Origin of the sequence: Streptomyces sp. NBC_01549 (assembly GCF_026339955.1) — a bacterium.
GTDB lineage: Bacteria > Actinomycetota > Actinomycetes > Streptomycetales > Streptomycetaceae > Streptomyces.
In genome coordinates this window covers 1566258-1584808 of the sequence record NZ_JAPEPW010000002.1, presented here as the reverse complement: position 1 = coordinate 1584808, position 18551 = coordinate 1566258, and the positions used below count along the sequence as shown (strand labels likewise).

Annotated in this window: 14 protein-coding genes and 1 pseudogene; 6 read left to right on the top strand and 9 right to left on the bottom strand. The window is 71.1% G+C overall.

Features of this window, described 5'->3' with window-relative positions:
* Positions 1-92: 92 nt before the first annotated feature.
* Positions 93-1592, bottom strand: coding sequence for a M1 family metallopeptidase (locus OG819_RS42045; protein ID WP_266654431.1), 1500 nt, complete (start codon positions 1590-1592; stop codon positions 93-95).
* A 180-nt stretch (positions 1593-1772) separates the two neighbouring features.
* On the opposite strand from OG819_RS42045, the gene OG819_RS42040 reads away from it, so the two are divergent.
* Complete coding sequence (locus OG819_RS42040) at positions 1773-3734, top strand: Xaa-Pro dipeptidyl-peptidase (RefSeq protein WP_266654429.1); 1962 nt, start codon at positions 1773-1775, stop codon at positions 3732-3734.
* Positions 3735-3747: 13 nt separating this feature from the next.
* Here the strand turns inward: OG819_RS42040 and OG819_RS42035 are convergent, their stop codons facing one another.
* The gene (locus tag OG819_RS42035; protein ID WP_266654427.1) at positions 3748-4722 is read right to left on the bottom strand and encodes an FAD-dependent oxidoreductase; all 975 of its coding nucleotides are present in this window, start codon (positions 4720-4722) and stop codon (positions 3748-3750) included.
* Positions 4723-4788: 66 nt separating this feature from the next.
* Between OG819_RS42035 and OG819_RS42030 the strand changes: the two genes are divergently transcribed.
* Both OG819_RS42030 and OG819_RS42025 read left to right on the top strand, forming a co-directional pair.
* The gene (locus OG819_RS42030; protein ID WP_266654425.1) at positions 4789-5814 is read left to right on the top strand and encodes an oxidoreductase; all 1026 of its coding nucleotides are present in this window, start codon (positions 4789-4791) and stop codon (positions 5812-5814) included.
* 85 nt (positions 5815-5899) lie between these two features.
* A complete protein-coding gene (locus OG819_RS42025) occupies positions 5900-7540 on the top strand; it encodes an ABC-F family ATP-binding cassette domain-containing protein (protein ID WP_266654423.1) in 1641 nt (546 codons plus the stop codon).
* A gap of 113 nt (positions 7541-7653) precedes the next feature.
* Here OG819_RS42025 and OG819_RS42020 read toward each other — a convergent pair whose 3' ends face one another.
* Positions 7654-10041 (bottom strand): Tex family protein, encoded by a 2388-nt coding sequence (locus tag OG819_RS42020; protein ID WP_266632024.1) that lies wholly within the window; start codon positions 10039-10041, stop codon positions 7654-7656.
* A gap of 88 nt (positions 10042-10129) precedes the next feature.
* Positions 10130-10996: a hypothetical protein gene (locus tag OG819_RS42015; protein ID WP_266632026.1), complete on the bottom strand. Its 867-nt coding sequence runs from the start codon at positions 10994-10996 to the stop codon at positions 10130-10132.
* A 111-nt stretch (positions 10997-11107) separates the two neighbouring features.
* Between OG819_RS42015 and OG819_RS42010 the strand changes: the two genes are divergently transcribed.
* Both OG819_RS42010 and OG819_RS42005 read left to right on the top strand, forming a co-directional pair.
* Positions 11108-12061: a GlxA family transcriptional regulator gene (locus tag OG819_RS42010; protein WP_266654421.1), complete on the top strand. Its 954-nt coding sequence runs from the start codon at positions 11108-11110 to the stop codon at positions 12059-12061.
* Between the two features lie 50 nt (positions 12062-12111).
* Complete coding sequence (locus OG819_RS42005) at positions 12112-12747, top strand: DJ-1/PfpI family protein (protein ID WP_266632030.1); 636 nt, start codon at positions 12112-12114, stop codon at positions 12745-12747.
* Here the strand turns inward: OG819_RS42005 and OG819_RS42000 are convergent.
* The gene (locus OG819_RS42000; RefSeq protein WP_266654419.1) at positions 12737-13567 is read right to left on the bottom strand and encodes an enoyl-CoA hydratase-related protein; all 831 of its coding nucleotides are present in this window, start codon (positions 13565-13567) and stop codon (positions 12737-12739) included. The two genes, OG819_RS42005 and OG819_RS42000, sit on opposite strands and share 11 nt — an antisense overlap.
* A 294-nt stretch (positions 13568-13861) precedes the next feature.
* Here OG819_RS42000 and OG819_RS41995 point away from each other — a divergent pair, with 294 nt between their 5' ends.
* Positions 13862-14368 carry an ATP-binding protein gene (locus OG819_RS41995; RefSeq protein WP_266431806.1) on the top strand — a complete coding sequence of 169 codons (507 nt, stop codon included), beginning with the start codon at positions 13862-13864 and terminating at the stop codon, positions 14366-14368.
* Between the two features lie 33 nt (positions 14369-14401).
* On the opposite strand, the gene idi is transcribed toward OG819_RS41995, so the two are convergent.
* The 4 genes and pseudogenes from idi to galE all read right to left on the bottom strand — a co-directional run bounded on the left by idi (position 14402) and on the right by galE (position 18406).
* Entirely contained in the window at positions 14402-14995 is a 594-nt protein-coding gene (gene idi, locus OG819_RS41990; protein WP_266427509.1) for an isopentenyl-diphosphate Delta-isomerase, read from the bottom strand.
* Between the two features lie 374 nt (positions 14996-15369).
* Positions 15370-16122: pseudogene (locus tag OG819_RS41985) on the bottom strand (cyclopropane-fatty-acyl-phospholipid synthase family protein); the annotation flags it as partial.
* 230 nt (positions 16123-16352) lie between these two features.
* Positions 16353-17291, bottom strand: a complete 939-nt coding sequence (locus tag OG819_RS41980; RefSeq protein ID WP_266654417.1) for a cation diffusion facilitator family transporter — start codon at positions 17289-17291, stop codon at positions 16353-16355.
* 137 nt (positions 17292-17428) lie between these two features.
* A complete protein-coding gene (gene galE, locus OG819_RS41975) occupies positions 17429-18406 on the bottom strand; it encodes a UDP-glucose 4-epimerase GalE (RefSeq protein ID WP_266632036.1) in 978 nt (325 codons plus the stop codon).
* Positions 18407-18551: the final 145 nt, after the last annotated feature.

The following is an 18551-nucleotide window of genomic DNA, read 5'->3' as shown; positions in this document are numbered from 1 at the left end:
TACGGGAACGGCCCCCACTCGCCCGCCCCGAAAGGGAGAAGGGCGGACGAGTGGGCGAAGGCCCGGCTCACGGGCCCGGGGTGGGTGCCGGTTCAGCCGGAGTGGACGGAGTCGGTCGCCGCGATCTTCTTCCATGACCTGGGTTGCGCCGGGGTACCCGTGGTGGCCGGGGCCACCGCGATCGACGCACCCCGCGCCGCGGGCGCCGCCGGCTTCGACGGTTCGAACAGCCAGGTGTCGAAGAGCGTGGCGAGCGACGTGCCGGACACCTTCTCCGCGTACTTCTGGAAGTCCCCGACCGACGCGTTCCCGTAGGCGTGCTCCTGGGGCCACCCCTTCAGGATGGCGAAGAACGTGTCGTCCCCGACCTCGTTGCGCAGTGCCTGGATCGCCAACGCGCCCCGGTCGTAGACCGCGATGTCGAACTGGTTGTCCGGACCGGGGTCACCGGGCGCGACCGTCCAGAAGGCGTCGCCCGCCGGGTGCGAGGCGTACACATAGTCCGCGAGTTCCTGAGCCGTCCCCTCGCCCTCGTGCTCGGACCACAGCCACTGCGCGTAGCGCGCGAAGCCCTCGTTGATCCAGATGTCCTTCCAGCCCTTAAGGGACACGTCGTCGCCGTACCACTGGTGCGCCAACTCATGGACGGCCACGGAGGTGTTGGCGCCGTTCGCGAACTGCCGGGGGCTGTAGTACACGCGGGTCTGGGTCTCCAGCGCGTACCCGGTGGTGGTGTTCGGCACGTATCCGCCCACCGAGCTGAAGGGGTAGGGGCCGAAGTAGCCGGTCAGCCAGTCGACGATCTCCCCGGTCCGCTCGACGCTCGCCCGCGCGGCCCCGTCGTTGTCGCCGAGGTCCTTGCTGTACGCGTTGACGACGGGGACGCCGTCGGACGTCTTTCCCGTCGTGATGTCGAACCTGCCGATGGCGAGCGTGGTGAGATAGGTCGCCTGTGGCCTGTTGGAGCGCCAGTTGTAGCGGGTCCAGCCCAGCTGTGAAGTCGTCGACTGGAGCGTGCCGTTGGAGATCGCCTGCGTACCGTTCGGCACGGCTACCGAGACGTCGTAGGTGGCCTTGTCACTGGGGTGGTCGTTGCTGGGGAACCACCACCAGGCCGACTCGGGCTCGTCCGCCGCGACGGCCCCGTCCGGAGTGCGGTGCCAGGTCGAGAAGCCGTACGCGCTCTTCGTCGAGGGCACCCCGCTGTACCGGACGACGACCGTGACGGGTGTGCCCTTCGGCAGCGGGGTCGCCGGAGTGATCTCCAGCTCGTGCTGGCCCGAACGGGTGAACGAGGCCTTCGCCCCGTTGACCCGCACCTCGCTCACATCGAGCAGGAAGTCCAGGTCGAACCGTGAGAGATCCTGCGTGGTGGTGGCCAGGAGGGTCGCCGTTCCCTGCAACTCGTCGGTCGCGGGCTGGTACTGGAGTCGCAGGTCGTAGTGCGAGACGTCGTATCCGCCGTTGCCGTAGGCCGGGTAGTAGGGGTCGCCGATACCGGGCGCCCCGGGGGTGTAGTCCGCCGCCGATGCCGGGATCGCCAGCAGGAGAGAGGCGGCGAGAGCGCCCGGGGCGATGAGTCTGCGGTGCACGGAGAGCTCCAAGTCATGGGGGAACGAGGACGGTTCGGAGCCTATTGACTCCCTGTGCCGTCACCCTGTCCATCGCCCCTCCTGTCACACGATCGCCATTCGGCCGACATGACCCATTCGGGCCTGGCTGCCTCCACAGACCCTCTTTTGCACGGGAGTTGGCCGGGGTACCTTCCGCGCATGCCGAAACCAGCGCGCCGTATGCGCTTCACGACCTGGAGAGCGCTCGTGACGGCGGCCACCGCCGTCCTGATGGCCGTCTTCCTCGCCCCCGTCGCCGCACACGGCGCGCCCCGGGAGAGCACCCCGGTCTACTCGTACGAGAACGCGATCCGCGAATCCGTCTGGGTGGACACCGGCCTCGACGGCGACGGCGACGGGAAGACCGACCGCGTCGCCGTCGACATCGTCCGGCCCCGCGAACTCGCCCAGCAGGGCCGCAAGGTTCCCGTGATCATGGACGCCAGCCCGTACTACTCCTGCTGCGGGCGCGGCAACGAGAGCCAGCTCAAGACGTACGACGCGAACGGCAACGTCGTCCAGATGCCGCTGTTCTACGACAACTACTTCGTGCCGCGCGGCTACGCCTTCGTCGGCGTCGACCTGGCCGGAACCAATCGGTCCGACGGCTGTGTGGATGTCGGCGGCCGCTCCGACATCCAGTCCGCGAAGTCCGTGATCGACTGGCTCAACGGCCGGGCCAAGGGCTACACCACGCGCACCGGCGCGGACCGGGCCAAGGCGACCTGGACCAACGGCAGCACCGGCATGATCGGCAAGAGCTGGGACGGCACCATCGCCAACGGTGTCGCCGCGACCGGCGTCAAGGGCCTGAAGACCATCGTGCCGATCAGCGCCATCTCCTCCTGGTACGACTACTACTTCGCCAAGGGCGCCCCGCTGTACGACTCGGGCCCGGACTGGCTCTCCGGCTACGTCGACAGCCCCGAGGCCACCGCCAAGTGCGCCGCCGTGCAGCAGAAGCTCGTCGACGGGGCGCCGCGCACCGGTGACTGGACCAAGTTCTGGACCGAACGCGACTACGTGAAGGACGCGAGCAAGGTCAAGGCGAGCGTCTTCCTGGTGCACGGCATGCAGGACCTCAACGTCCGCACCAAGAACTTCGGCCAGTGGTGGAGCGCCCTCGCCAAGAACGGCGTCGAGCGCAAGATCTGGCTCTCCCAGACCGGCCATGTCGACCCCTTCGACTTCCGTCGCACCGCCTGGGTCGACACCCTGCACCGCTGGTTCGACCACGAACTCCTCGGCTACGACAACGGCATCGACGACGAGCCCATGGCCGACATCGAGCGCCACCCCGACCAGTGGGTCACCTCCAGCGTCTGGCCGCCCCGCGGGACGCGGACGACGACACTCCGTCCGGGCACGGGCACCCAGGCAGGCGTCGGCACCCTCGGCCTGCGTACGGGCTCCGGAACCGAGACCTTCACCGACGACCCGCGGCTGAGCGAGACCGACTGGGCCGCGGACATCGACCGGTCCACCCCCGGGAAGGCCGGGTTCGTCACCAAGGCGCTGACCAGGGACGTGCGGCTGTCCGGTTCCTCCAAGGTGACCGTCACCGCCACGCCGACGACCTCGACGGCCCACCTCTCCGCGGTCCTGGTCGACCTGGGCCCGGACACCATCCGCGACTACGCCGACGGCGGCGAGGGCATCACCACCCTCACCGACCGCACCTGCTGGGGTGCGAGCACGACCGGCGACAGCTCCTGCTACAAGGTCACCCAGGCGAAGAAGACCGACGTCGGGGCCACGGTCTTCAGCCGCGGCTGGGCCGACCTCGGCAACTACGCCTCCGACCTCAAGGGCGTCCCGCTCTCCCCGGGCAAGGCGTACACGATCACGCTCGACCTGGCCGCCACCGACCACGTCGTCCCGGCGGGCCACCGGCTCGCCCTGATCGTCGCGGGCACCGACAAGGACCTCATCGACCCGCCGTCGACCACTCCGACCCTCACCCTGGACCTGTCCCGTACGTCGGCCCGCGTGCCGTTCGTCGGCGGCGCCGAGGCCTTCGCCAGGGCGACCGCGGGATCCGCCGCAGCCGCGTCCACGGCCGGCCGCGACGGCGTACGCGATCCGAGCGGTGCCCGGCGGGTGCCGGGGGAGACCCGCTGATCCACTGACGCCCTCACGGGTGCACGGCGGCCGGTTCCTCGCCCAGCGCGAGGCCGGCCGCCTCCCGCGCACAGCCCCAGGCCACCGTGACGCCCGCGCCGCCATGGCCGTAGTGGTGCACCAACACCCGCCCGCCCGGCAGTACTTCGCGCTCCAGCCGGACCGTGTCGCGCACCGGGCGCAGCCCCACCCGATGGCCGAGCACGCGCGCCCCGGCGATCTCCGGCCGCAGCGCCGCACACCGTTCGACGATCGCCCCGGCCGCCACCGGATCCGGCGTGAGCGACCAGTCGTCCTCGTCGGTCGTGCCACCCAGCACGAGCCGGTCCGGGTGCGGGAAGACATAGGTGGTCGTCCCGGCGTCCGGGTCCGTCGACACGAGCCAGGTGCGGATCCCCGGGTTCTCCACGATCACGAGCTGCCCGCGCACGGGCCGTACTGCCGCATCCGGTACGAGCGAGTGGGCGCCCAGCCCCGTGCAGTTGACGACGACCGGCGCCTCGACCTCCGCGAGATCCGTCACCGTCCGTATCTCGATGACCCCGCCCGCCTCGAGGAACCGCTCGCGCAGCCACCGCAGATGCACCGGCATGTCGATCAGCGGCAGCCGCGCCCACAGCCCCGTACCCGCGTACTCCTCGGCCGTCGCCGCCCGCAGCCCCGGCACCCGGGCGGCCCACGGCTCCAGCTCGTCCAGCCGTGTCTCACCCTGTACGCCCTCGACCACGCGTACGCCCGTCTCCTCCGGCCGGGCCGCCAACTCCTCGTACACGGAGAGTGACTGGAGGGCCCATTCGCCCGCGAGCGCCTTCGGCCGAATGCGGTACGGCCACCACAGCGCGCCGGCAACGGCCGAGGTGGTCAGCTCGCCGGGCTCCCGCGACCACACCCGTACCCGTCTGCCGCGCTCGGCCAGGACCACGGCCGTCGTCAGCCCGACGACACCGCTGCCGACCACGATCACATCATCGCCGCGCCCGTTGTCCATGCCGGGACGTTAGCGGAATATGTCATGCCGTGCTCACATCACTCCCAGTCTGGGGATACTCACAGCATGTCTGCCGAATACGCGACCTTCGGCCTGGCACCGGCGATGCGTGCCGGTGGAGTCCTCGCCAACGGTGACTACCAAGTACACCGGGACTTCGTCGACTTCATCGTCGACGGCCGCCCGCTGCTGTACCAGCTCTCCGACCTCGACGCGGTGTCCCCGCTCGCCTCCGACGTACCACCCGCCATCTTCACCGCCCAGGTCCGAAGCCTCCTCCTGGAGGTCGAGGCTCCGCTCGACGACGGCCGCTACGTGATCTACGGCTGTCCCGAGTGCGAGGGCATCGAATGCGGTGCCGTGACCGCCGTCATCGAGAAGGACGACCCCGCCGACGACTACGTGTGGCGCGACTTCGCCTGGCAGACCGGCGACCACGCCGATCTGGAGCTCAACGGCTACCACGGGATAGGGCCGTTCCGCTTCCACGGCGCCGAGTACCGCAGCGCCCTGAACTCACTCCTCCTCAGCGACCCCGGGGCACGCCGCCGGGTCCTGCTCATCGGCGCCCGGGTCGCCGTGCTTGCCAAGCTCGCCGCCGCCCTGCGCGCCATCGGCATCGGCACCGACATCACCCGCGACGCCACCGACGTCCCGGCCGAGGAACTCTGCGAGTACGGCGCGGTGGCCTTCGGGCGCGCCATCGGCGAGCAGGAGCGCGCGGCCGTACGGCGGTCCTTCGAGCGGGCCGGGGTCGAGGTCGCCTACGTCGACGGACTGGCCCCGATCATCCCGCTCCTCGTCGCCCAGATCGAGCACGCCCTGGCCCGGGGCCCGCACGAGCTGCGCCGGCTCACCCGCCTGGTCGCCGCCGACGGCGAGGCGGGCATCGAGGTCACCTCCACCTGCCGGGTCCAGATCACCGCGTACCGCCTCGACCGCCTGTACCGTACCCACACGCGGGAGGTCTTCGACGGGATCCTGGAGGCGGGCAGACACCGGATCGCGCTGGACGCCAAGGCCGTGAAGGGGGAGTCCTTCCTCGTGGCGCGGACCTCGGGGAGCGTGCTGGTGGAGGCGATGGCCCACTGAGCGGACCGCACAGGACAGGGGGTGCGGCCCCGCACGGAAACGCGGGCGCAGCCGGGGCGGCCGGGCCGTTAGGATCGGCCTCCTGATGACTGCCACTCTCGTCGCCAAGAACCTCGCCGCCGGACACGGCGACCGCTCGCTCTTCTCCGGGCTCGACCTCGTGGTCGCGCCCGGCGATGTGATCGGACTCGTCGGTGCCAACGGCGCGGGCAAGTCCACCCTGCTGCGGATGCTCGCCGGACTGCTCACGCCCGAGGAGGGGGAGCTGCGGCTGTCCCCGCCGTCGGCGACCGTCGGCCATCTGCCGCAGGAGCCGGAGCGGCGCGAGGGCGAGAGCGTCCGGGAGTTCCTGGCCCGGCGCACCGGTGTGGCCGAGGCCCAGCGCGTGATGGACGAGGCGACGCAGGCACTCGTCGACGGCGCGCCGGGCGCGGACGACGCGTACGCGGAGAGCCTGGAGCGCTGGCTCGACCTGGGCGGCGCCGACCTCGACGAGCGCGCCGAGGAGGTCGCCGACACCCTCGGGCTCGGCGTCGACCTCGACCAGCCGATGACGTCGCTGTCCGGCGGCCAGGCGGCCCGCGCCGGACTCGCCTCGCTCCTCCTCTCCCGCTACGACGTCTTCCTCCTCGACGAGCCCACCAACGACCTGGACCTGGAGGGCCTGGAGCGGCTCGAACGCTTCGTCTCCGGGCTGCGCGCGGGCACCGTCGTCGTCAGCCACGACCGCGAGTTCCTGACCCGTACGGTCACCAAGGTGCTCGAACTCGACCTCGCCCAGCAGCAGATCACCCTGTACGGCGGCGGCTACGAGGCCTACCTGGAGGAGCGCGACACCGCCCGCCGACACGCCCGCGACGACTACGAGGAGTACGCCGACAAGCGCTCCGCCCTCGAAGGCCGCGCCCAGATGCAGCGCTCCTGGATGGACAAGGGCGTCAAGAACGCCCGGCGCAAGGCGAACAACGACAACGACAAGATCGGCCGCAAGTTCCGCAGCGAGGCCAGCGAGAAGCAGGCGTCCAAGGCCCGCCAGACCCAGCGCATGATCGAGCGCCTGGACGTCGTCGACGAGCCGCGCAAGGAGTGGGAGCTGCGGATGGAGATCGCGGCCGCTCCGCGCTCCGGCGCCGTCGTCGCCACCCTGCGTGACGCCGAGGTACGGCGCGGCGATTTCACCTTCGGCCCCGCGACCCTCCAGATCGACTGGGCGGACCGGGTTGCCGTCACGGGCGCCAACGGCGCGGGCAAGTCGACCCTGCTCGGCGCCCTGCTCGGCAGGGTTCCGCTGGACGCCGGTCACGCGACCCTCGGTTCCGGGGTGGTCGTGGGCGAGGTCGACCAGGCCCGCAAGCTCTTCCACGGCTCCGAGTCCCTGCTCGACGCGTTCAGCACCGCCGTCCCCGACACCGAACCCGCCGAGGTGCGCACCCTGCTGGCCAAGTTCGGCCTCAAAGCGGAACACGTCCTGCGCCCTGCGGCCACCCTCTCCCCGGGCGAGCGCACCCGCTCGGCCCTCGCCCTGCTTCAGGGCCGGGGCGTCAACCTCCTCGTCCTCGACGAGCCGACCAACCACCTCGACCTTCCCGCGATCGAACAGCTGGAGTCGGCGCTCGACTCGTACGAGGGCACCCTGCTGCTCGTGACCCACGACCGCCGGATGCTCGACGCGGTCCACACCACGCGCCGGCTGGAAGTGGCGGCGGGCAAGGTGACGGAACGCTGACGCTCGGGAATGGCACGCGAGCCGACCTTACGGTCGCTTAGGAGTGTAGGCGCAGCCCCGCGCCCCTTCAGGGGCGCGGGGAACTGCGCGACCAGCCACGATTCACCCGCGGCTCAACGACGGCCCTTCTTCGGATCTACAAGCCCCGCCCGCCGCAAGGCGTCGGCCATCGCACTGTTGGCCGGCGGCGGAGCGGCCTGCCGCGAACCGCCGCCGCTCGCCCCGCCCCGCGGCTGACGCTGCTGCTGGCGCTGCTGCGGGGGCCGGCCACCCCGCTGCGGACGCCCACCCCCACCCTGCTGATCCGCCGGAGCCGCCTCGTCGTCGAGCCGCAGGGTGAGCGAGATCCGCTTGCGCGGGATGTCGATCTCGAGCACCTTCACCTTGACGATGTCGCCCGGCTTCACCACATCGCGCGGGTCCTTCACGAACGTCTTCGACATCGCCGAGACATGCACCAGACCGTCCTGGTGGACGCCGATGTCCACGAACGCCCCGAACGCGGCCACGTTCGTGACGACCCCTTCGAGCACCATCCCGGAGGCCAGGTCGGAGATCTTCTCGACGCCCTCCTTGAAGGTGGCCGTCTTGAAGGCGGGCCGCGGGTCGCGCCCGGGCTTCTCCAGCTCCTTCAGGATGTCCGTGACGGTCGGCAGACCGAACGTCTCGTCCACGAAGTCGGTCGGCCTGAGCGAGCGCAGCACACCGGTGTTGCCGATCAGGGAGGCGACCTCGTTGCCCGCCGTCTTCACCATCCGCCGCACCACGGGGTACGCCTCCGGGTGCACGCTGGACGCGTCCAACGGGTCGTCCCCGCCCCGGATGCGCAGGAAGCCCGCGCACTGCTCGTACGCCTTCGGGCCGAGCCGGGCCACCTTCTTGAGGGCGGTACGGGACGTGAAGGGGCCGTTGGCGTCGCGGTGCGCCACGATGTTCTCCGCGAGCCCGGAGGTGATGCCGGAGACGCGGGCGAGCAGCGGGGCGGACGCCGTGTTCACGTCCACGCCCACGCCGTTCACACAGTCCTCGACCACCGCGTCCAGAGACCGGGAGAGCTTCACCTCGGACAGGTCGTGCTGGTACTGCCCGACACCGATGGACTTCGGGTCGATCTTCACCAGCTCCGCGAGGGGGTCCTGGAGTCGGCGCGCGATGGAGACGGCGCCGCGCAGCGACACGTCCATGTCGGGCAGCTCCTGCGAGGCGAACGCGGACGCCGAGTACACCGACGCCCCCGCCTCGGACACCATCACCTTGGTGAGGTTCAACTCCGGGTGCTTGGTGATGAGTTCACCGGCGAGCTTGTCGGTCTCGCGGGATGCCGTGCCGTTGCCGATCGCGATCAGCTCGACCGCGTGCTCCTTGGCGAGGCGGGCGAGCTTGGCGATGGCCTCGTCCCACTTGTTGGCCGGGACGTGCGGGTAGATCACGTCCGTCGCGACGACCTTGCCGGTCGCGTCGACCACGGCGACCTTCACACCCGTACGGAAACCGGGGTCGAGTCCGAGCGTCGCGCGGGTGCCCGCCGGGGCGGCGAGCAGCAGGTCCCGCAGGTTCGCCGCGAAGACGTTCACCGCCTCGTCCTCGGCGGCCGTACGCAGCCGAAGACGCAGGTCGATGCCGAGGTGCACCAGGATGCGGGTACGCCAGGCCCAGCGGACGGTGTCGGTGAGCCACTTGTCGGCAGGACGGCCGCGGTCGGCGATCTGGAAGCGGTGGGCGACGATTCCCTCGTACGAGGAGGGACCGGGCTGCTCGGAGGGCTCCTCGGGTTCCAGGACGAGGTCGAGGACCTCCTCCTTCTCGCCGCGCAGCATGGCGAGGACGCGGTGCGAGGGCAGCTCCTTGAAGGGCTCGGCGAAGTCGAAGTAGTCGGCGAACTTGGCGCCGGCCTCCTCCTTGCCGTCCCGCACCTTGGCGGCCAGGCGGCCGCGCACCCACATGCGCTCGCGCAGCTCGCCGATCAGGTCGGCGTCCTCCGAGAACCGCTCCGTGAGGATCGACCGGGCGCCGTCCAGCGCGGCCTGCGGGTCGGCGACGCCCTTGTCGGCGTCGACGAAGGCCGCCGCGGCGGCGAGCGGGTCGACCGACGCGTCGCCGAGCAGGCCCTCGGCCAGCGGTTCCAGGCCCGCCTCGCGCGCGATCTGCGCCTTCGTGCGCCGCTTCGGCTTGAACGGCAGATAGATGTCCTCGAGCCGCGCCTTCGTCTCGGCGCCCTGGATCTGCGCCTCGACCTCCTCGGTGAGCTTGCCCTGCTCGCGCACCGATTCGAGGATCGCCGTGCGCCGCTCCTCCAGCTCCCGCAGATAGCGCAGCCGCTCCTCGAGGGTGCGCAGCTGCGCATCGTCGAGCATCTCGGTCGCTTCCTTGCGGTAGCGGGCGATGAAGGGCACCGTCGACCCGCCGTCGAGCAAGTCGACGGCGGCCTTGACCTGCCGCTCCCGTACGCCGAGCTCCTCGGCGATCCTGCCTTCGATGGACCCTACGAGGGGTGTCGTCACGATCCCGTACCGCCTTCTCCACTGAGGTTGCGCGGCAATTGTGGCAGGTGACACCGACAACGGGGGCTCAGGGCGCCGATCGGCGCTGTCAGCCCTTGCCGGTCATGCCTTCGGGGAACGCGCCGGCGGCCAGCGCCCGCATCAGGACGCCCCGTGCCAGCTCGGTCAGACGTTCCACTCCCGCGGCACCGAGATGCTCGTACGGGGCACGGTCCAGCCGGTCCGTGCGGTCCTCGATCTCCTGGCGCAGGGCCACCCCCGCCTCGGTCAACTCGCCCTCCGCGTCGAGCAGTCCGCGCTCGCGCAGCCGCTCGACCGCCGCGTCCCAGTGCGTGCGCGACCAGCCGCGCGTGCCCAGTGCCCATTTCGGGGCCATGCCCTTGCCGGTCGCGGTGTGGCTCACCAGGGCCTCGACGGGGTCGAGCTCCGCGTCGAGCAGCGCCGCGAGATGACCGTCGCCCCGGTGCTCGCGCAGCAGCGTGGCGCCGTGCCAGAAGGCGAGGTGCGGCGCGTCGGGCACCGGCAGGTCGGCGTGCGCCGCGTACAGCGGCCGGGCGGTCCTCGTGCAGGCCTCCGCGGCCCGCAGGGCGAGCTCCGCCGCCTCGGCGACCTCCTTGGAGGCGAGGACGTCCTCGCCGAGGAGCCGGCGCCAGGTCGCGTCGACGGCACGCGCGCGTGCCGCGAGGACGGTCTCCGGGGAGGCCTTCTTCCACACCTCGGGCACATGCCGGGCCACCAGCTCGTGGCGGAAGTTGTAGAACGTCGCCGTCACCGTGCCAGGGCCCACCGGCCCCATGGCGGCGGCCCGCACGGCGAAGTAGGCGCCGTTGCTGTCTTCGATCCCGACGTCGGCCATCTCCCGTCCCAGATCCGGCGAGAAGTAGTGCGTCGAGTGCAGCGGGTTGAGGACGTTGTGGCAGCGCCGCCCGGCGCGCTCCGGCAGAGGTGTGGTCATACCCGAATGTTACCGACTGGTCGGTACGCCGGGAAGACGGGAGGGGCGATGGCAGGAAAGGTGGGGCACTCGTCATTGCGGCCATCGCCCCGCCCGCCAAGAATCGATTCCATGCGAACCGTCCTTGTCGTCCTCTTCGACGACGTGCAGAGCCTTGACGTCACGGGCCCCGTGGAGGTCTTCGCGGGCGCCGAGACCCTCCGGGGCGGCTCGTACCGCATCCACACCGCCTCCCTGGACGGCGCACCCGTGCGCACGACCAGCGGCCTGACCCTCGTCCCGGACCACGCCCTCGCCGACGCGCCCGCCGCGCACACCCTGCTCGTCCCGGGCGGCCTGGGCACCCGGCGCCCCGACCCCCGGCTGACCGACTGGCTGCGCGCGTACGGGCCGCGCGCCGAGCGCCTGGTCTCCGTCTGCACCGGCGCCATCCCGCTCGCCGAGGCGGGCCTTCTGGACGGTCGCCGCGCGACGACCCACTGGGCGTACTGCGACGCACTCGCCCGCGATCACCCGGCCGTCGAGGTCGACCCCGACCCCATCTATGTGCGGGACGGACAGGTGTCCACCTCGGCCGGTGTCACCTCCGGCATCGACCTCGCCCTCGCGCTCGTGGAGGAGGACCTCGGCCGCGAGGCCGCCCTGACGGTCGCCCGCCACCTCGTCGTCTTCCTGCGCCGCCCGGGCAACCAGGCCCAGTTCAGCGCGCAGCTGGCCGCGCAGACGGCGCAGCGCGAACCGCTCCGCGAGGTACAGCAATGGATCACCGAGCATCCCGGCGACGACCTGTCCGTCGAGTCGCTCGCCGCCCGTGCCCGGCTCTCGCCCCGGCACTTCGCCCGCGCCTTCCAGACCGAGACGGGCATGACCCCGGGCCGGTACGTCGACCGGGTGCGCCTCGAACACGCCCGGCGCCTCCTGGAGGACACCGCCGACGGCATAGAGGAGATCTCCCGCGCCTGCGGCTACGGCACTCCCGAGGCGATGCGCCGCGCCTTCGTGAAGGCGCTCGGCACGGCACCGGCGGAGTACCGGCGCCGCTTCCGCCCCGCCCCCGCGCGTTGACCGGCCCTCACCTGACGCCCCTGCCCCACCCGCCCGTGGAAAGGAACCCGATGCAGATCGCCATCGTCCTCTTCGACCGCTTCACCGCCCTGGACGCCGTGGGACCCTACGAGACCCTCGGCCGCCTGCCCGACGCGGAGACCGTCTTCGTCGCGGAGCACACCGGCCCCGTCCGCAACGACAGCGGCAACCTGGCCCTGACCGCCGACAGGACCCTGGCCGAGGTATTGCACCCGGACATCGTCGTGGTCCCCGGCGGACCGGGCCAGACCCCGCAGATGGAGAACCGGGTCCTGCTGGACTGGCTGCGTGCCGCCGACGCCACGAGCACCTGGACGACCTCCGTGTGCACCGGCTCCCTGCTGCTGGCCGCCGCCGGGCTGCTCGAGGGCCGCCGGGCCACCTCGCACTGGCTGGCCCTGGACCACCTCAAGCGGTTCGGTGCCGAGCCGACGGGGGAGCGGGTCGTGTTCGACGGGAAGTACGTGACCGCGGCCGGCGTGTCGTCCGGCATCGACATGGGGCTCGGCCTGCTCGGACGGATCGCGGGCGACGAACACGCACAGGCCGTACAGCTGCTGACGGAATACGATCCGCAGCCGCCCTACGACGCCGGGTCACCCGAGAAGGCTCCCGCACATCTCGTGGAGGAGTTCCGGGCGAAGAGCCGCTTCATCATGGAGTAGTCGCGGAGGGCGACGGAGTGGTCGCGGTGGACGCCGGAGCGGTCGTGGTGGCCGGCTGACTGGTCGCGGTGGACGCCGGCGTGGTCCAGGTGAAGCGCGGCGGCCGGCGCTCAAGGAACGCGGCGACGCCCTCCGCGGTGTCGTCGCTTCCGCGCGCCTGCTCGGCCCAGTACGCGTCCCGGTCGGTCCGCCCATTGGCGAATTCCTTGGCGGACGCCTGCGTCAGCAGCGACCGCGCGGCCAGGACGCGGGTGAACTCGCCGACCCGCTTGCCGAGTTCGCCCTCGGGCAGCACCTCGTCCACCAGCCCCGTGCGCAGCGCCCGTTCGGCGTCGATCAGCTCGCCCGAGAACAACAGGTACTTGGCCGTCGCCGGGCCCACCAGCGACACCAGCCGCCGGGTGGCCGAGGCCGCGTAGACGATCCCCAGCTTCGCCGGCGTCACTCCGAACCCCGCCCCCTCCTCCGCGAAGCGCACGTCGCAGGCCGCCGCGAGCTGGGACCCGCCGCCGACGCAGTACCCGCGGATCGCCGCGAGCGTCGGCTTGGGAAACGTGGCGAGCGCCTCCTCTGCGCGCACGGCGAGCCCCTGCGCCTCGTCCGAGGAGCCCCGCAGCGTCGAGATGTCGGCCCCCGCGCGGAAGGTGCCGCCCTCGCCGGTGAGGACGAGTACACGGACGTCCGGGTCGGCGGCGAGCCCGTCGAGCAGGGGTGGCAGCGCTCTCCACATGTCGGCCGTCATGGCGTTGCGCTTGGCCGGGTGGTGGATGACGACGGTGGCGACCCCGTCGCCGACGCTGTGCAGCAGCTGCGGCTCCATACGCCGGATGCTATCCGCAACCCTCGAACGTACGATCAAGAAGGGGCCGCTGGTCTCGGGGCGCGGCCGTTGACGGACGAATCGGGCGAGCCCGGCGCCCAACCCGTACAACCCGAATAGTTCTCGAAGCAGACACCACACGGGCAGGAGTGGTCGCACGGCTGACTGTGTCATGCGTCAACGGTCAGAAGCCGTCGATAATCGCTGACTTCCGTTCAGCGATGCGGTCCGGACCAGCGCGTTACCAACACTCGACGTGTGGTGACAATCGAGCGCAAGGGTGGCGACCGGACGATGGAGAACCACGGGCGGGGGTTCGACTCCCGCCCTGAAGGCGCCGGGGACGTGTCTCCCGATCGGAGACCGCCGGGTCCGCTGCCGTACGAGGGGGTGTGGCGGTTCACCGCTCCCGCCATCGACGCCTCGGTTCCGCAGGCGCGACACGCTGTTCGTGACCTGCTCTTCCGTCAACAAGTACCCGTCTCGGACGACCTCGCCCACGGGCTCTTGCTGATCGTCTCCGAACTGGTCACGAACGCCGTACGGCACGCGGCACTGCTGTCCCCGATGCTCGCCGTGGAGGTGGCCGTCGGCGCCGAGTGGGTGCGGGTCTCGGTGGAGGACAACCACCCCTATCGCCCGACCGCCCTGGAGGCCGACCACGGCCAGACCGGCGGCCGTGGGCTGCTGCTGGTGCGGGAGGTCGCCAGGGAGTCGGGCGGGGTGTGCGACGTCGAGCACACGGCGAGTGGCGGCAAGGTGATCTGGGCAGCCCTGCCGCTCACCGCGAGCATCCTCTAGAGCCCTCGGGAGAACCTTACGAGGACGGGGCCGTCACCAGCCGGCGGACGGACCCGTCAGCTCCCTGATCGCCGGACGGGCCGCGTCCAGGACCGTCATGAACCACGCCGAGAAGGGGTCCTTCGCGTGCCGCTCCATGAGCTCGGCGGCGGTCACGAACGCGGTGTCCCCGACTTCCTCCGGATCGGGGTGCAGCGACGCCTGCACCATACCGACGAAGAGGTGGTTGTACTCCTGTTCCACCAGGCCCGACTCCGGGTCCGGGTGGTTGTAGCGGACCGTGCCCGCCTCCGCGAGCAGGGAGGGCGAGACACCGAGCTCCTCGTACGTCCGCCGGGCCGCCGCCGCGAAGGGCGCCTCGGCGGGGTAGGGGTGGCCGCAGCAGGTGTTGGACCAGACACCGGGGGAGTGGTACTTGCCCAGGGCGCGCTGCTGGAGCAGCAGCCGGCCGTGCTCGTCGAAGAGGAACACGGAGAAGGCCCGGTGCAGCTGTCCGGGTGGCTGATGGGCGGCGAGCTTCTCCGCCGTGCCGATCGTGTTGCCGTCCTCGTCGACCAACTCGAGCAAGATCGCTTCAACGGTGCCGTTCGACGAACTGTGCGTCGCGGTGGCAGGTGTGATCGGCATACCCATCCTTCGCATCGGTCTTCGAGCCCCAAGTCTGCCGTACGAATCCGGCACTCCCGGCACTTCGCGGCTCCCCGCATGTCCCGCTCCGGGAGCCCGGAGCGGGATACGCGGCCGACGTGTGTCAGTCACCGAAAGCGGCCGGACACTTGATCGTGCCCGGTGCCACGGACGGGGAATCGTCCAGGACAGGGGCCATCAGGTGTTCGCCCGGCGCGTTGGACCCGATGTTCGGCCGGCCCGTCGGACCCGGGCCGGATGCCGCAGTGCGCGGCGGGTTCACCGCGGTGCGCGGCGCACCCGTCGTGCGGCGCCGGACGCAGGCGTCGCCGCGGGTTGCGGGCGGGCAGGACGGGTCAGGCGCCCATGGCGACCGGACGCAGGACATAGCCCACGTAGCCGTACTCCCTCCCGTGCTCGCGGCGCATGGCGATCTCCGCGCGGGCGCCCGCCACCGCCTCGGCCATACCGGGCCGGGTGACATCGGCCACGTCGGCGTGAATGTCGAGCGCGTCGTAGTACTCGTCCCAGTCGGACTCCGGCTGGAGGTACACACCCAGTACGGAGTATCCGGCCTCGCGCGCGACCCGGGTGTCCTCGTCGGTCGAGCGCAACGAATCGTCCCGCCAGAACGCGCGGGCCTGGTCGGACGGCGTGTCGGTGGTCCACACGCAGTGGGTGAGGACCAGCGTGCCGCCGGGGGCGAGCAGTCGGCGCCAATCGCGCAGGGCGGTGTCGAAACCGATGAGATAGGCCGATCCCTCGGCCCAGATCAGGTCGAACGAGCCGTCGGGGTGGGCGAGCTCACCCATGTCCCCGTGGACGATGTCGATCGACGCGGCAAGACCCCGGGCCTCGGCGGCCGTCCGCAGTTCGTCGAGGAACGGTTCGTGCAGATCGACGGCCGTCACCTCGGCCGCGGCCTCGGCGGCCAGGAGCAGCGCCGAGCGGCCGGGGCCGCAGCCCAGGTCGAGCGCGCGGGGACGGGCGGGCAGCGGGCCCGCCAGGGAGAGCAGGTGACGGGTGGTGGCGTCGGAGCCGGGGCCCTGCCGGGGCAGTCGGTGGCGCAGGGTGAAGAAGGCCTCGTGGAGAGCGCTGTGGTCGGACGAGTCGTGATGCTCTGACAACGTGGGAAACCTTTGGATGCGGGGGCCCGGGCCGCCGCGCACGCCGCTCGGCGTGGGTCAGCCGTGGACCCGGAGGACGGGGACGCACCTGTCGCCGCGTACAGCGGCACCGAACGCGACAGTCATCAACCCACCTCTTCCTCGTGTCTTCGGCCACGCTAGCAGCGGAGGTGCCGGCCATGCCCGCGAATTAAGAGCCTGCCGGATCGGGAGCTTCCCGACGGCGTCGCTCAGTGGCAGAGCTTCGCCTCGTGCTCCGCGTGCCCGCTCGGTTCCAGCTGGAAGGTGCAGTGCTCCACGTCGAAGTGGTGGCCCAGGCAGCCCTGGAGCTCGTGGAGCATCTTCTCGTGGCCGATGGCGTTCAGGACGTCGGAGCTGACGACGACATGGGCGGAGAGGACCGGCATGCCCGAGGTGATGGTCCAGGCGTGCAGGTCGTGGACGTCCTCGACGCCGGGCAGGGCCACGATGTGGGCGCGCACCTCCGCCATGTCGACGTTCTTGGGCGCCGCCTCCAGGAGCACGTCGAGCGTCTCGTGGAGCAGCTTCCAGGTACGCGGGACGATCATGACGCTGATGAGGATCGAGGCGATCGGGTCGGCCGCCTGCCAACCTGTGCTCATGATCACAACGGCGGAGATAATCACCGCCACCGAGCCCAGCGCGTCCGCCACCACCTCCAGGAAGGCGCCGCGCACGTTGAGGCTGTCCTTCTGGCCGCGCAGCAGCAGGGTGAGGGAGATCGTGTTGGCGACCAGACCGATCAGACCGAAGACGATGGTCAGACCGCCCTCGGTGTCCGTGGGCGTCACGAAGCGGTGGATCGCCTCGTACAGGACGTAGCCGCCGACGCCGAGCAGCAGCAGACAGTTGGCGAGGGCGGCGAGGATCTCGGCCCGCGCGTAGCCGAAGGTGCGGTTGTCGCTGGGCGGGCGGTTGGCGAAGTGGATCGCGAGCAGCGCCATGCCCAGCCCCACCGCGTCCGTCGCCATGTGCGCCGCGTCCGCGACGAGCGCGAGCGAATCGGCCATGAGGCCGCCGACGATCTCGACCACCATCACCGTGAGCGTGATCGACAGCGCGACCCGCAGTCTCCCGCGGTACGCGGCTGCCGCCGTACCGCTGGTGGGAGCGCCGTGGGCGTGCCCGTGATCGTGTCCAGCCCCCATGGAAGCCGCCTCCTGTGCGCTGCGCGGGATCACAGTGAACTACGGGTGGGGGGTATCCGGCAACGCCGCACTGAACATCGTTGTCATATGCTCTGACCTGCGGAAACGATCCGCAGGTCAGAGCATGGTCAAGATCGTTAACCCTGCGTCCGGGGGTGATGCAGCAGCCACCCCTGCCACGCCGAGTCCACCATCTCCCGCACCCCGCGCCGTGCGCTCCAGTCGAGTTCCCGCGCGGCCAGCCCGGCCGAGGCGACCGCGCGCGGCGCGTCCCCCGGGCGGCGCGGCTCCACGACCGGCCGCCGGGTGTCCCCGCTGACCTCCCCGATCAGCGTGAGCAGTTCACGTACCGAAACCCCTTCCTCGCGGCCGATGTTCACCGTGAGGTCGCCCGTCGCACCGCCGGCCAGCCGCCGGGCCGCCGCGAGGTGTGCCTCGGCGAGGTCGGCGACGTGAATGTAGTCACGGACGCAGGTGCCGTCCGGTGTCGGATAGTCGTCGCCGAAGATCCGCGGGGCCTCGTCGCGGGTGAGGCGGTCGAAGACCATCGGGATCACGTTGAACACACCGGTGTCGGCCAGCTCGGGTGTGGCCGCGCCCGCCACGTTGAAGTAACGCAGGCACACGGTCGCGATGCCGTGCGCCCGGCCCGCCGCGCGGACCAGCCACTCCCCGGCGAGCTTCGTCTCGCCGTACGGGCTCATCGGCGCACAGGGGGTGTCCTCCGTGATGAGGTCCACATCCGGGTTGCCGTAGACAGCCGCGGACGAGGAGAAGAGGAAACGCTTGACGCCCGCCCCGGCGACCGCCTCCAGGAGCGTCGCGAGTCCGCCCACGTTCTCCTGGTAATAGCGCGTCGGCTCGGCCACGGACTCGCCGACCTGCTTGCGCGCGGCGAGATGCACCACACCCGTCACCGCGTGCTCGGCGAGGACCCGCTTGAGCAGATCCCCGTCCAGTGACGAGCCCTGCACCAGCGGGATGCTCTCCGGAAGCCGGTTGGGAACGCCGGCCGAGAGGTCGTCGAGGGCGACGACGCGCTCCCCGGCCTCCGCCATCGCCCGCGCCACGTGTGCCCCGATGTATCCGGCCCCGCCTGTGATCAGCCATGTCATGGACGACCACCCTATGCCGGTGCGCCGCCGGCGGCGCCGGGGCCGGCTCCCGATCCGACCGTCCTGCCCCACTACGGGAGGGTGCGTAGGGTGTCGTGATCAATAGCGCGAATAGTGCGTTCTGTACGTGCGGGTTTGTGGCACA

Coding starts and splice junctions, on each gene's coding strand:
- OG819_RS42040 (WP_266654429.1), top strand. CDS start 1,773: ATGCCGAAACCAGCGCGCCGTATGCGCTTCACGACCTGGAGAGCGCTC.
- OG819_RS42035 (WP_266654427.1), bottom strand. CDS start 4,722: ATGGACAACGGGCGCGGCGATGATGTGATCGTGGTCGGCAGCGGTGTC.
- OG819_RS42030 (WP_266654425.1), top strand. CDS start 4,789: ATGTCTGCCGAATACGCGACCTTCGGCCTGGCACCGGCGATGCGTGCC.
- OG819_RS42025 (WP_266654423.1), top strand. CDS start 5,900: ATGACTGCCACTCTCGTCGCCAAGAACCTCGCCGCCGGACACGGCGAC.
- OG819_RS42015 (WP_266632026.1), bottom strand. CDS start 10,996: ATGACCACACCTCTGCCGGAGCGCGCCGGGCGGCGCTGCCACAACGTC.
- OG819_RS42010 (WP_266654421.1), top strand. CDS start 11,108: ATGCGAACCGTCCTTGTCGTCCTCTTCGACGACGTGCAGAGCCTTGAC.
- OG819_RS42005 (WP_266632030.1), top strand. CDS start 12,112: ATGCAGATCGCCATCGTCCTCTTCGACCGCTTCACCGCCCTGGACGCC.
- OG819_RS42000 (WP_266654419.1), bottom strand. CDS start 13,567: ATGGAGCCGCAGCTGCTGCACAGCGTCGGCGACGGGGTCGCCACCGTC.
- OG819_RS41995 (WP_266431806.1), top strand. CDS start 13,862: ATGGAGAACCACGGGCGGGGGTTCGACTCCCGCCCTGAAGGCGCCGGG.
- idi (WP_266427509.1), bottom strand. CDS start 14,995: ATGCCGATCACACCTGCCACCGCGACGCACAGTTCGTCGAACGGCACC.
- OG819_RS41980 (WP_266654417.1), bottom strand. CDS start 17,291: ATGGGGGCTGGACACGATCACGGGCACGCCCACGGCGCTCCCACCAGC.
- galE (WP_266632036.1), bottom strand. CDS start 18,406: ATGACATGGCTGATCACAGGCGGGGCCGGATACATCGGGGCACACGTG.